At 63.2% G+C, this 12791-nt stretch carries 12 protein-coding genes; 5 read left to right on the forward strand and 7 right to left on the reverse strand.

Annotation, left to right across the window (positions count from 1 at the left end; all coding sequences use genetic code 11):
- The coding region (locus G1E_RS06065; protein ID WP_047149698.1) for a methyl-accepting chemotaxis protein at positions 1-1778 on the reverse strand (1778 nt) is incomplete at its 3' end.
- A gap of 243 nt (positions 1779-2021) precedes the next feature.
- Positions 2022-2915 (reverse strand): neutral zinc metallopeptidase, encoded by an 894-nt coding sequence (locus tag G1E_RS06070; protein WP_009682254.1) that lies wholly within the window; start codon positions 2913-2915, stop codon positions 2022-2024.
- Between the two features lie 225 nt (positions 2916-3140).
- On the opposite strand from G1E_RS06070, the gene pcaH reads away from it, so the two are divergent.
- Positions 3141-3860: a protocatechuate 3,4-dioxygenase subunit beta gene (gene pcaH, locus G1E_RS06075; protein WP_009682255.1), complete on the forward strand. Its 720-nt coding sequence runs from the start codon at positions 3141-3143 to the stop codon at positions 3858-3860.
- A gap of 10 nt (positions 3861-3870) precedes the next feature.
- Positions 3871-4476, forward strand: a complete 606-nt coding sequence (gene pcaG / locus G1E_RS06080) for a protocatechuate 3,4-dioxygenase subunit alpha (RefSeq protein ID WP_009682256.1) — start codon at positions 3871-3873, stop codon at positions 4474-4476.
- A 35-nt stretch (positions 4477-4511) separates the two neighbouring features.
- Here the strand turns inward: pcaG and G1E_RS06085 are convergent, their stop codons facing one another.
- From G1E_RS06085 to G1E_RS06105, 5 genes are all read right to left on the reverse strand, one after another.
- On the reverse strand, positions 4512-4946 hold the full coding sequence (locus G1E_RS06085; RefSeq protein ID WP_047149699.1) for a cupin domain-containing protein: 435 nt from the start codon (positions 4944-4946) through the stop codon (positions 4512-4514).
- Positions 4947-5049: 103 nt separating this feature from the next.
- Positions 5050-5955 carry a LysR family transcriptional regulator gene (locus G1E_RS06090; RefSeq protein WP_009682258.1) on the reverse strand — a complete coding sequence of 302 codons (906 nt, stop codon included), beginning with the start codon at positions 5953-5955 and terminating at the stop codon, positions 5050-5052.
- A gap of 58 nt (positions 5956-6013) precedes the next feature.
- Positions 6014-7099 carry a tRNA (uridine(54)-C5)-methyltransferase TrmA gene (trmA, locus tag G1E_RS06095; protein ID WP_009682259.1) on the reverse strand — a complete coding sequence of 362 codons (1086 nt, stop codon included), beginning with the start codon at positions 7097-7099 and terminating at the stop codon, positions 6014-6016.
- The gene (locus G1E_RS06100) at positions 7096-8391 is read right to left on the reverse strand and encodes an NCS2 family permease (protein WP_009682260.1); all 1296 of its coding nucleotides are present in this window, start codon (positions 8389-8391) and stop codon (positions 7096-7098) included. Before G1E_RS06100 ends, trmA begins: the two co-directional genes overlap by 4 nt.
- A 190-nt stretch (positions 8392-8581) precedes the next feature.
- Positions 8582-9802: an MFS transporter gene (locus tag G1E_RS06105; protein WP_009682261.1), complete on the reverse strand. Its 1221-nt coding sequence runs from the start codon at positions 9800-9802 to the stop codon at positions 8582-8584.
- A gap of 344 nt (positions 9803-10146) precedes the next feature.
- Between G1E_RS06105 and G1E_RS06110 the strand changes: the two genes are divergently transcribed.
- The 3 genes from G1E_RS06110 to G1E_RS06120 are packed head-to-tail and all read left to right on the forward strand — an operon-like array spanning position 10147 to position 12759.
- A complete protein-coding gene (locus G1E_RS06110) occupies positions 10147-11583 on the forward strand; it encodes a cytochrome ubiquinol oxidase subunit I (protein ID WP_009682262.1) in 1437 nt (478 codons plus the stop codon).
- Between the two features lie 3 nt (positions 11584-11586).
- Entirely contained in the window at positions 11587-12594 is a 1008-nt protein-coding gene (gene cydB / locus G1E_RS06115; RefSeq protein ID WP_009682263.1) for a cytochrome d ubiquinol oxidase subunit II, read from the forward strand.
- Between the two features lie 9 nt (positions 12595-12603).
- Entirely contained in the window at positions 12604-12759 is a 156-nt protein-coding gene (locus G1E_RS06120; protein ID WP_009682264.1) for a DUF2474 domain-containing protein, read from the forward strand.
- Positions 12760-12791 lie beyond the last annotated feature (32 nt).

The following is a 12791-nucleotide window of genomic DNA, read 5'->3' on the forward strand; positions in this document are numbered from 1 at the left end:
TCGGCCACCGCACTCTGCTGCTCTGCGGCCGCGGCAATTTGCTGGTTCATCGACTGAATGCCCGACACCGTGCTGGTAATGCTCTCCAGCGAGGCCCCGGCCTTGCGCGCCAGTTCCACGCTGCTGTCGGTCAGGGTGCGGCTGCCTTGCATGGCGCTGGCCACTTGCTGCGTACCCTGCTGCAGGCCAGCAATCAGCTCTTCGATTTCTTCGGTGGACTTTTGCGTACGCTGCGCCAGGCCGCGTACTTCATCGGCCACCACGGCGAAGCCGCGCCCGGCTTCACCCGCCCGCGCCGCCTCGATCGCCGCGTTCAGCGCCAGCAGGTTGGTCTGTTCTGCCACCGACTTGATCACGTCCATCACACTGCCGATTTTCTGGCTTTCCTGTTGCAGCAGGCTCATGGCTTCAGTGGAACGGTGCATGTCCTGGGCCAGGCGCTCGATCTGGCCGATCGCTTCACCGACCACACGGTCGCCGGCGCGGGCTTGCTCGTCGGCACCGGTGGCGGCGTGCGAAGCCTGTTCGGCATTGCGCGCCACTTCTTGCACGGTGGCGGCCATTTCGTGCATGGCGGTGGCCACCTGGTCGGTTTCGACCTTCTGGCTATTGGCCCCGGCACTGGTCTGTTCGGTCACTGCCGACAGTTCTTCGGCAGCGCTGGCGATCTGGGTCACGCCGTCGCGGATGCCGCTGATCAGCTCGCGCAAGGTGGTACCCATGCGCGCGATGCCTTGCTGCAGCACGCCCAATTCGTCGCGGCGGGTGACGCGCAGTTGCTGGGTCAGGTCGCCACTGGCGATCTTTTCCACCGCCAGCAGCGTTTCGCGCAACGGGCGGGTGATCTGCCGGGTGATCAACACCGCCCCCAGCACGCCGACCAGCAATGCCAGCAGCGTAGCGATGGCCTGCAGGCTGCGGGCCTGGCTGCTTTCGACGTCGCGACGCTGCAGCTGGATCTGGTACAGCGCATCGCTGCGCTTGACGATATCGGCACCCTGTACGGTCATTTCCGCACGCGCGGTGGTGATGCTGGCGACCGCATCGCGGAACTGGCGTACGGCATCACGGTAGGCCCGTACCGCGCTTTCCAGTTGCTGCAGGCGTGTGCTTTCACCCGGCATCTGGCCTTTGAGGTTGTCGACATTGGCCAGTGCCGCATCCAGCTGGCGCAGGGCGGCCTGCTCGTTGCTGGCACTGTTGTCGGCAATGTAGCCGCGCACGTCGATGCGCACCTGCAGCAACTGCTGGCGCGCCTGGCTGATCAGTTGGTACTGGGCCAGGCGCACGCTGTCGGCTTCCGGGCGGGCCATGACTTCCTGGCTGAGCAGGTCCATGGCCTGGTCGGCGCCGGCGGCCGAGCTGTCCATGGTGCTACGCGCTGCGCGCGTGGCGTCGTAGCCTTGGCGCATCTTGTTCAGCGACAGCTTGTAGGCGCTGATGGTTTCCCCCAGCTCACCCAGCAGCTTGACGTTCTCGGGGCTCTTGAACGTACTGGCCAGGTAGGCCTGCTGCTTGCTGAAGGCGTTCAGCTTGGCCTGGGTGTTGGCGGCCGCGGCATCGTCGCCATTGGCGATCATGTACTGCAGGCGGGCCACGCGCAGGTCGGTCAGGTCTTTGTTCAACTGGCCGATGTCGCTCATCCAGTTGCTACGGTCGATCAGGCTGCCCAGGCTGGTCCAGCCAGTCAGGGCCAGCAGGCCGGTGAGGACAAGCACCAGGCCGAAGCCCAGGCCCAGTTTGAGGTTGACGCTGATGTTGGCAAACCAGCTGTTCATGCACGCACTCCAGAAATAGTTTTCGCTCTTTTGATGTTCGATCGCCAGGCGTTATTGTTCTGGATGCCCGCTGATTCATGCAGGGGTTATCGGCAATGCTGCGGGAAGCTGAAACGCTTTTTCAGCAAAAAAAGCGTGCGGGTTTTTGCAGGCGCGGCCTTGCCGGTGCCCCGGACCGGTGGGAAAGGGCCGCGAAGCGGCCCCAGGGTTCCAGCGGTGACGCAGCAGCCTGTTGGCGAGGTGTCAGAGGCTGCGGGCACTGAAGGTGTCGCAGCGGTCCACTTCACCTTCGGCAAACCCGGTCTTGAACCAGCGTACGCGCTGGGCCGAGGTGCCATGGGTAAATGAGTCCGGCACCACACGGCCGCGCCCTTGCTGTTGCAGGCGGTCATCGCCAATGGCGTTGGCAGCGTTCAGCGCCTCCTCTACATCGCCCGGCTCCAGCCAGTTCAGGCGCTTCTGTGCCTGGTAGGCCCAGACACCCGCCAGGCAGTCCGCCTGCAGTTCCTGGCGTACCAGCAACCCATTGTCGCCCTCCATGCGCTGGCCACTGCGGCGGGCGGCGTCGACCTTGGCCGAAACCCCCAGCAAGGTCTGCACGTGGTGGCCAATTTCGTGGGCGATGACGTAGGCCTGGGCAAAGTCGCCGGCCGCGGCGAAGCGGGTTTCCATTTCGCGGAAGAACGACATGTCTAGGTACACGCGCTGGTCGGCCGGGCAATAGAACGGCCCCACGGCCGCAGAGGCAGCGCCGCAGGCCGAATTGACCTGGCCACTGAACAGCACCAGCTTGGGGTCGCGGTACTGTTTGCCTGCTTCGGCGAACAATGCTTTCCAGGTGTCCTCGGTATCGCCCAGGATCGAGGCCACGAACTGGGCCTGTTCATCGTTGGCCGGCGGCGCCTTGGCGCCAGCACCGCTTGGCGCGGTCTGGGTCTGCTGCTGCTCCACCTGGCCGGCCAACTGGCCGAGGATCTGCAGCGGGTCCTGCCCGGTCAACCAGCCGATGCCGACGATCAGCAGGATCGCCCCCAGGCCCAGGCCCTTGCCGCCGCCAAAGCGCATGCCGCCCCCACCGCCACCTTCGCCCCGGGCATCGACTACGTTGTCGCTGCGTCGGCCTTTTCGCCATTCCATGAGTGCTCTCCCGAGCGTGAAACAAGAAGTGAAAGATTAGTTCACGACAGCAGCGGGTGTCAGGTCCAGGTGGTCATGCATAACCAAATGGATATGTTTGAAGTGCCTCATTTCAATATTCACCGCGCGCGACATGCCGGAAACTGTAAGTAGGAGCGGGCTTGCCCGCGAAGGGTTCAATAAGCCCGCCTGTGCATCTCCATAATTCCAAGAGAGGAAACCGGCATGCCCGCCCAGGACAACAGCCGCTTCGTGATCCGTGATCGCAACTGGCACCCCAAAGCCCTCACCCCCGACTACAAGACCTCCGTTGCCCGCTCGCCGCGCCAGGCGCTGGTCAGCATTCCGCAATCGATCAGCGAAACCACCGGCCCGGATTTTTCCCACCTGGGCTTCGGTGCCCATGACCATGACCTGCTGCTGAATTTCAATAACGGTGGCCTGCCGATCGGTGAGCGCATCATCGTTGCCGGCCGCGTTGTGGACCAGTACGGCAAGCCTGTGCCCAATACCCTGGTGGAAATGTGGCAAGCCAACGCCGGTGGCCGCTACCGCCACAAGAACGACCGCTACCTGGCACCGCTGGACCCCAACTTCGGCGGTGTCGGCCGCTGCCTGACCGACCGTGACGGCTACTACAGCTTCCGCACCATCAAGCCGGGCCCGTACCCGTGGCGCAACGGCCCGAACGACTGGCGCCCGGCGCACATCCACTTCGCCATCAGCGGCCCGTCGATCGCCACCAAGCTGATCACCCAGCTGTATTTCGAAGGCGACCCGCTGATCCCGATGTGCCCGATCGTCAAGTCGATCGCCAACCCGCAAGCTGTGCAGCAGTTGATTGCCAAGCTCGACATGAGCAACGCCAACCCGATGGACTGCCTGGCCTACCGCTTCGACATCGTGCTGCGCGGCCAGCGCAAGACCCACTTCGAAAACTGCTGAGGACCCCGCCATGCCAATCGAACTGCTGCCGGAAACCCCTTCGCAGACCGCCGGCCCCTATGTGCACATCGGCCTGGCCCTGGAAGCGGCCGGCAACCCTACCCGTGACCAGGAAATCTGGAACCGCCTGGCCAAGCCCGACGCCCCGGGTGAGCACATTCAGCTGATCGGCCATGTCTACGACGGCAACGGCCACCTGGTGCGCGACTCGTTCCTGGAAGTGTGGCAAGCCGATGCCAACGGCGAGTACCAGGATGCCTACAACCTGGAAAACGCGTTCAACAGCTTCGGCCGCACCGCCACCACCTTCGACGCCGGTGAGTGGACGCTGTACACGGTCAAGCCCGGCGTGGTGAACAATGCCGCTGGCGTACCAATGGCGCCGCACATCAACATCAGCCTGTTTGCCCGTGGCATCAACATCCACCTGCACACGCGCCTGTATTTCGATGATGAAGCGCCGCTCAATGCCAAGTGCCCGGTGCTCAACCTGATCGAGCAGCCGCAGCGGCGCGAGACGCTGATTGCCAAGCGTTGTGAAGTGGACGGGAAAACGGCGTATCGCTTTGATATCCGTATTCAGGGGGAAGGCGAGACGGTGTTCTTCGACTTTTGATGTAGACGTCGGGGCCGCCGAGCGGCCCCGATGCCTCAGCCTGCAACGGGTTTGAGGTCGAACGCACCGGCCTGATGTTGAAACAGCAGGCAATCGGCAGCCGCCGTGCAGCCACTTTCATGTATCAACCCGGCCGGCAGGTTGTAATACGCGCCTGCTGGATACTCGATGCGCTTGCCGTCGATCACCGCATAGAAGGTCCCCTTCAGCACGACCGTCGGCAGTGCCTGGCTGTGCTGGTGCAGGCCGTTGTCGGTGCCTTTGCTGAATTCCACATAGGCCGAGTAGGGCCCCTTGCCGAAGATATCGCCTTCAACGTTGGCGAAACTGACAGCGCCATTGGTATTGGGCACGTCCTGCCAGTTCAAGGCCGTGTGGTCGGTGACTGAAACGATTGGTTGTGCCGCGTTGGCGCCAACTGTCAAGGTGCCGAGTGCCAACGCTGCGATGAATGCCTGCACTGCTTTCATGCTGGAGAACCTTTGTTGAGTGATGATCAACAAAAGGCTACCTCACCGTTCGGGGCACAAATACGGGCAAAACCAGCCATGACTTGTGTCAATCGCGCACAAATCAATATTCCCACCTCGCTTGTGAATAGTACGCCTGCACGTAATCCAGCAATGCTCGCACCTTGGGCGGCAGGTAGCGGCTCTGTGGATAAACCGCGTAAAGCGTGCGCGCTGGCAGTTTCCAGCCTTCCAGCACCGGTACCAGCCGCCCGTTCTGCAGGGCATCGTGGACGATGAAGCGGTCGAAGCTGGCGATTCCGAGGGCGCCTATGGCGGCAGCGCGCAGGGCCATCGGCGAATTCGCACTCAGGCGTCGGGGCATGAGTATGTCGCGCTGTTCGCCTTGGTTGTTGGTCAGTTGCAGGCGCTGTGGGTGCGGTAGCTGGCTATAGCCGAGCAGGGGGTGGCCAGTGAGTTCGTCGGGCGTAGCCGGTGTGCCGTGTCGCTGCAGATAACCCGGGGCTGCTACCAGCAACACCTCGCTGCCCGTCAGCCGGCGCGCCACCAGGCTGGAGTTTGGTAACTGGTCGGTGACCCGCAAGCACACATCAATTTCCGCTTCGAGAAGGTCGACGAAGCGGTCGCTGCAGTGCAGCTCGATCTGCAACAGGGGATGGCGCTCGACGAAATCCGGTAGCCAGCGACCCAGTTCCAGTTCACCAAAGGCTGTGGCCACGCCCAGGCGCAAGGTGCCGGTGGGCTGTTGCTGATGCTCCGACAATTCCAGGCTCATCGCCTGCATCTGTTCGAGAATCTGCACGCAATGGCGATAGAACAATGCGCCGGCTTCGGTGAGGTGCAAGCGGCGCGTGGTTCGGGTGAGCAATTGCGCGCCGAGGTGGCGTTCAAGCTGCTTTACCTGGCGTGACAGGACGGTATGCGAGACCCCCGCCTGACTGGCAGCGGCGCTGAAACTGCCGAGATCGACCACCCGGCGGAAAGACTGCATGGCACTGAACTGGTCCATCGGCATCACTCTCCTGGCAAGCTGCACTGGGGCCAGCCAGGCCCCAGTGCAGCGCGGATCAGCGCCGGACCAGCAGCACGCCGCTTTCCATATGGTGCGTGTACGGGAATTGATCGAACAGGGCGCAGCGTTCGATACGGTGGGTATCTTGCAGCTGAGCGATGTTCTGCGCCAGCGTTTCCGGGTTGCACGAGATGTACAGGATCCGCTCGAAACGCCGGGTCAACTCGCAGGTATCCGGGTCCATACCCGCACGCGGCGGGTCGACGAACACCGTACCGAAGTCATAGGCTTTCAGGTCAATGCCTTCCAGCCGGCGGAACGGCCGCACCTCGTTCAGCGCCTGGGTCAGCTCTTCAGCCGACAACCGCACCAGCCGCACGTTATTCACAGCGTTTTCGTCGAGGTTGCTCAACGCGGCATTGACCGACGTCTTGCTGATCTCGGTGGCCAGCACCTGGCGCACGCGGGTGGCCAGGGGCAGGGTGAAATTGCCGTTGCCGCAATACAGCTCCAGCAGGTCGTCCTCACGCTCGCCCATTGCCTCGAACGCCCAGCTCAGCATCTTCTGGTTCACGGCACCGTTAGGCTGGGTGAACGCGCCTTCTGGCTGGCGGTAGCTGAACACACGGCCAGCCACGTCGAGTTTTTCCACCGCGTAGTCGCGGCCGATCACTAGGCGCTTGCCTTTGGAGCGGCCAATCACGCTCACGCTCAGCGCCTCGGACAGCTGCCGAGCAGCCACTTCCCAGGCCTCATCCAGCGGGCGGTGGTAGCACAGGGTAATCATGGCGTCGCCAGCCAGGGTGGTAAGGAACTCCACCTGGAACAGGCGGTTGCCCAGTGCTTCGCTGGCCTGCCAGGCTGCCTTCAGGCGCGGCATCAGTTCATTGATGCGCAGGCTGGCAATCGGGAAGTCGTCGATCAGGATCGCCTTGTGCTTCTCGCCCGGGGCGAACATGGCGTAGTGGCGCTGGCCATCCTCGCGCCACAGGCGAAACTCGGCGCGCAGGCGGTAGTGCTCGCGTGGCGAGTCGAAAACAGCCGGCTCTGGTGCGCCGAAGGGTGCCAGCAGCTCGCGCAGCCGGGCGACCTTGGCGTCCAGCTGGATGGCGTAGGAGGAGGGGTCGAAAGCAGCACTCATGCGTTGAACCAGCCCAGCTTGATGACGAACAGGATGGAAAGGATCACCAGCGCCGGGTTCAGGTCGCGGTAGCGGCCGGAAATCAGCTTGACTGCAGTCCAGGCGATGAAGCCGAAGGCAATACCGTTGGCAATCGAGTAGGTCAGCGGCATGGCCAGGGCAGTCACCACCACCGGTGCGGCTTCGGTAACGTCGTCCCAGTTTATCTCCGCCAGGCCCGAGGCCATCAGCACAGCAACGAACAGCAGCGCCGGGGCCGTGGCGAAGGCCGGCACGCTGCCGGCCAACGGTGCGAAGAACAGCGCCAGCAGGAACAGTACGGCGACCACGATGGCCGTCAGGCCGGTACGGCCACCGGCGCTGACGCCGGCAGCGGATTCGATGTAGCTGGTGGTGGTCGAGGTGCCCAGCAGCGAACCGGCCATGGCCGCGGTGCTGTCAGCGATCAGCGCACGGCCCATTTTCGGCATGTGGCCGTCCTTGCCCATCAGCCCTGCGCGCTTGGCCACGCCAATCAGAGTGCCGGAGTTGTCGAACAGATCGACGAACAGGAAGGCGAAGATCACGCTTACCAGGCCCACATCCAGCGCGCCGGCGATATCCAGCTGCAGGAAGGTCGGGGCCAGCGATGGCGGCATGGAGACGATGCCGCCGAACGGCGTCACGCCCATCACGATCGCCGCGACGGTCACCGCCAGGATGCCGATCAGCACGGCGCCGCGCACTTTCAGTGCTTCCAGGCCGACAATCAGGAAGAAGCCCAGCGTGGCGAGAATCGGGGCCGGTTGCTTGAGGTCACCCAAGCCCACCAGGGTTGCCGGGTTATCGACGACGATGCCGGCATTATGCAGGGCGATCAGCGCCAGGAACAGGCCGATACCGGCAGCAATCGCCGAGCGCAGCGGCAGTGGGATGCTGTTCACGATCCATTCACGGATACGGAAGATCGACAGCAGGAAGAACATCACTGCCGACAGGAACACTGCACCCAGTGCCACCTGCCAGGTGTGGCCCATGTGCAGCACCACGGTATAGGTGAAGAACGCGTTCAGGCCCATGCCCGGGGCCAGGGCGATCGGGTAGTTGGCGATCAGGCCCATGGTGGTGGAGCCGATGGCGGCTGCCAGGCAGGTGGCGACAAAGATCGCCCCCTTGTCCATGCCGGTCTCGCCGAGGATGCTCGGGTTGACGAACAGGATGTAGGCCATGGCCAGGAAGGTGGTGACGCCCGCAAGAATCTCGGTGCGCACGTTGGTGTTGTGTGCTTTTAGTTGAAACAGCCTTTCCAGCATTCCCGCTCCCAAGGCGCCCGGCGCCACGAATATATCGACCCCAACAGCAAAGCACAGACCGTACCGCTTGCCGTGGTTTTGTGTGGGGCGGAAAAAAGCCGCGCATCATACCAGCATGCTCGGCGGTGGCCTATGGCCGTTGGGGAATGGGTTCGCTGTAGCCTGTATTGGTCCTGTGGCCGGCAACCCATCAACCGCTGTGCAACCGATCCCGCTTGGCCAGTGTAGGGAACAGTTTTATCCACACCCCGGTCACCAGCAACGTGCCCACCCCACCCATCACCACTGCCGGCACTGTGCCAAACCAGTGCGCCGTCACCCCCGACTCGAACTCGCCGAGCTGATTTGAGGCACCAATGAACAGCCCGTTCACCGCGCTCACCCGCCCGCGCATCTCATCGGGCGTTTCCAGTTGCACGAACGAACTGCGGATGACCATGCTGATCATGTCTGCCGCGCCCAGTACCACCAGCACCGCCAGCGAAAACCAGAACGAGGTGGACAGGCCGAAGGCAATGGTGGCCACGCCAAAAATACCCACTGCGGTGAACATGGTCCGCCCGACATTGCGCTCGAACGGAAAACGCGCGAGCCACAGCGACATCAGCAACGCCCCCACCGCTGGCGCCGAGCGCAACAGGCCCAGGCCCAGCGGGCCAGTGAGCAGTATGTCCTTGGCGAACACCGGCAGCAGCGCCGTGGCACCGCCCAGCAGCACAGCGAACAGGTCCAGCGAAATGGCCCCAAGAATGTCCGGGCGGCTACGAATGAAGCGGATCCCTGCCAGCAGCGACTCGACGCTGGCACGCCCACGCTGGGTAACCTGGCCGCGTGCCTGCAGGCTCAGGGTCAGGATGCAGGCGATGGCGTACAGGGCCACCGTCGGGCCATACACCCAGATGCTGCCAAAGGCGTACAGAAAACCGCCCACCGCTGGGGCGACGATGGTCGCCGACTGGGTGGCCGAGGCCGAAGCGGCCACCGCCCGTGGGAACAGCCCTGGCGGTACCACGTTGGGTAGCAGCGCCTGGGTGGCTGGCATTTCGAACGAGCGCGTGGCGCCCAGCAGGAAGGCCAGGGCAAAAATCAGTTCCCGGGTAACGTTGTCGGTGGCGCTGCCCACGGCCAGCGCCAGGGCAATCAGCCCCTGCAGGCTCTGGCACAGCGCTGCGACCTTGCGCCTGTCATAGCGGTCGGCGACATGCCCGGTGTGCAGCATGAACAGCACCCGAGGGGCGAATTCGACCAGGCCTACCAGGCCCAGGTCCAGAACATTGCCGGTCAATTGGTAGAGGTGCCAGCCAATGGCCACGGTGAGCATCTGGAAGCCACTGGCGGTGAATACACGGGCCAGCCAGAAGGCCAGAAACGGGCGGTGCTGGCGCAACAACTGCGGTGCGGAATCGGACATCGGAACCCTGGGGCCTCGGCGCAGTGGAGGGGGGCGCAGCGTATCATCTGTTTGTAACAAACAGTTACTGTTTGCCCGGGTCAGCACTTTTTCGCGCGTCATGAAAGCCGGTGGGGCAACCGGTCACGCGGCAATCCACCGCACGGCCCAACCGTGCATTCAGGACTATGCTTCCTAGCAGTCGTTGATCTGGATCAATCGTTCCAGAACTAACGAATGGGCCCAGTGGGCCGGAATCCCTGCGATCGAACAGAACAATTCCAACGCGCCGTACTCGACCCAGTGGGGGCAGTGGGCGACGGTGCCACGAGCCCGTACGCCGGATTATCTGAAGAGGAAGCACCATGTTCGGAATAGAAGCCTTAGAGCTCGCCCGAATGCAGTTCGCCTTTACCGTGTCGTTCCACATCCTGTTCCCAGCCATTACCATTGGCCTGGCCAGCTACCTGGCGGTGCTCGAAGGCCTGTGGTTGCGCACCCACAACCAGGTCTACCGCGACCTCTACCATTTCTGGTCGAAGATCTTCGCGGTGAACTTCGGCATGGGGGTGGTCTCGGGGTTGGTCATGGCTTACCAGTTCGGTACCAACTGGAGCCGCTTCTCCGACTTCGCCGGCGCGGTTACCGGCCCACTGCTCACCTACGAGGTGCTCACCGCCTTCTTCCTCGAAGCCGGTTTCCTCGGGGTCATGCTGTTCGGCTGGAATCGTGTGGGCAGAGGGCTGCACTTCTTCTCCACGCTGATGGTGGCACTGGGTACGCTGGTGTCCACGTTCTGGATCCTGGCCTCCAACAGTTGGATGCAAACCCCGCAAGGCCACGAGATCATCGATGGCCGGGTAGTGCCGGTAGACTGGCTGGCCGTGGTGTTCAACCCCTCGTTCCCGTACCGCCTGATGCACATGGCCACGGCCGCGTTCGTGTCCACCGCGTTCTTCGTCGGCGCCTCGGCGGCCTGGCACCTGCTGCGCGGGCGGGACAACCCGGCGGTGCGCAAGATGCTGTCGATGGCCATGTGGATGGCACTGATCGTCGCCCCGATCCAGGCGGTGATCGGCGACTTCCACGGCCTCAACACGCTCAAGCACCAACCGGTGAAGATCGCTGCGATCGAAGGCCACTGGGAGAACGTGCCCGGTGAGCCGACGCCGCTGATCCTTTTCGGCATTCCTGACATGCAGGCCGAAACCACCCGCTTCAAGCTTGAGATCCCGGCGCTTGGCAGCCTGATCCTGACCCACAGCCTGGACAAGCAGGTGCCGGCGATGAAGGACTTCCCGCCAGAAGACCGGCCCAACTCGACCATTGTGTTCTGGTCGTTCCGCATCATGGTCGGCCTGGGCCTGCTGATGATCTTCGTTGGCCTGTGGAGCCTCTGGCTACGCAAGCGGGGCACGCTGTACACCTCGCGGCCGTTCCTGCACATGGCAGTGTGGATGGGGCCCTCCGGCCTGGTGGCGCTGCTGGCCGGCTGGTTCACCACTGAAATTGGCCGCCAGCCCTGGGTGGTGTACGGCTTGCTGCGCACCGCAGACGGGGTGTCCAACCACAGCTATGCGCAGCTTGGCTTTACCCTGGTGGCGTTCGTGGTGGTGTATTTCGCCCTGTTCGGCACCGGCCTTGGCTACATGCTGCGCCTGGTGCGCAAGGGCCCGCAGACCGGTGAGGGTGACGAAATCAACCCAGGTGGCCCCGGCACCAAACGCACCCCGGCGCGGCCGCTGTCCGCCGCCGATGATGGCCACGAGGCCAACACCGCCAGCCTGAACAAGGGGAACTGAGCCATGGGTATCGACCTTCCGCTGATCTGGGCGGTGATCATCATCTTCGGCGTGATGATGTACGTAGTGATGGATGGTTTCGACCTGGGCATCGGCATGCTTTTCCCGTTCGTGAAGGGCGAGCATGACCGTGATGTGATGATGAACACCGTCGCCCCGGTGTGGGACGGCAACGAAACCTGGCTGGTGCTCGGGGGGGCCGGGCTGTTCGGGGCCTTCCCGATGGCCTACTCGGTAGTGCTCGAAGCGTTGTACTTGCCATTGATCCTGATGCTGATCGGCTTGATCTTCCGGGGGGTGGCCTTTGAATTCCGCTTCAAGGCCACCGCCCGCAAGCGGCACATCTGGGACAAGGCATTCATCTGGGGTTCGCTGATCGCCACCTTCTTCCAGGGGGTGGCGCTGGGCGCGTTCCTGGAAGGGTTCAAGGTGGTCGACCGGCATTTTGCCGGGGGCACCCTCGACTGGTTGACCCCGTTCAGCCTGTTCTGCGGGGTGGGGCTGATCGTGGCCTACACGCTGCTGGGTTGCACCTGGTTGATCATGAAAACCGAAGGGCCGCTGCAGCAGAAAATGCACGAAATCGCCCGTCCCTTGGCGCTGGTGCTGCTGGTGGTGATCGGTATCGTCAGCCTGTGGACGCCGATTGCCTACCCGCAGATCGCCGACCGCTGGTTCAGCATGCCTAACCTGCTGTGGTTCATGCCGGTGCCGTTGCTGGTACTGGTGACGTTCTATGGCTTGCTCAAGGCCGTGGCCCGCAACGCGCACTACACGCCGTTCCTGCTCACGCTGGTGCTGATATTCCTTGGCTACAGCGGCTTGGGCATCAGCCTGTGGCCGAACATCATCCCGCCGTCGATCTCGATCTGGGATGCCGCAGCGCCAGCACAAAGCCAGGGCTTCATGCTGGTTGGCACCCTGTTCATCCTGCCGTTCATCCTCGGGTATACCTTCTGGAGCTACTACGTGTTCCGCGGCAAGGTGACCCATGACGACGGCTACCACTAGGAGGCCCGCATGATGACTGGCAAGCATGGCCTGGAAGAAAAGAAACCGTTGTGGCAGCGGCTGGGTTGGCTGGTGTTGATCTGGGCGTTGAGCGTGGCCGCACTGGGTGTGGCGGCCTGGGTGATGCGCTTGTTCATGGGGGCTGCTGGCCTGACCACCCATTGAGGTCAGCCTGCTTTGGCCCTATCGCCGGCAAG

Source organism: Pseudomonas sp. TJI-51, from assembly GCF_000190455.2.
Lineage (GTDB): Bacteria > Pseudomonadota > Gammaproteobacteria > Pseudomonadales > Pseudomonadaceae > Aquipseudomonas > Aquipseudomonas juntendi.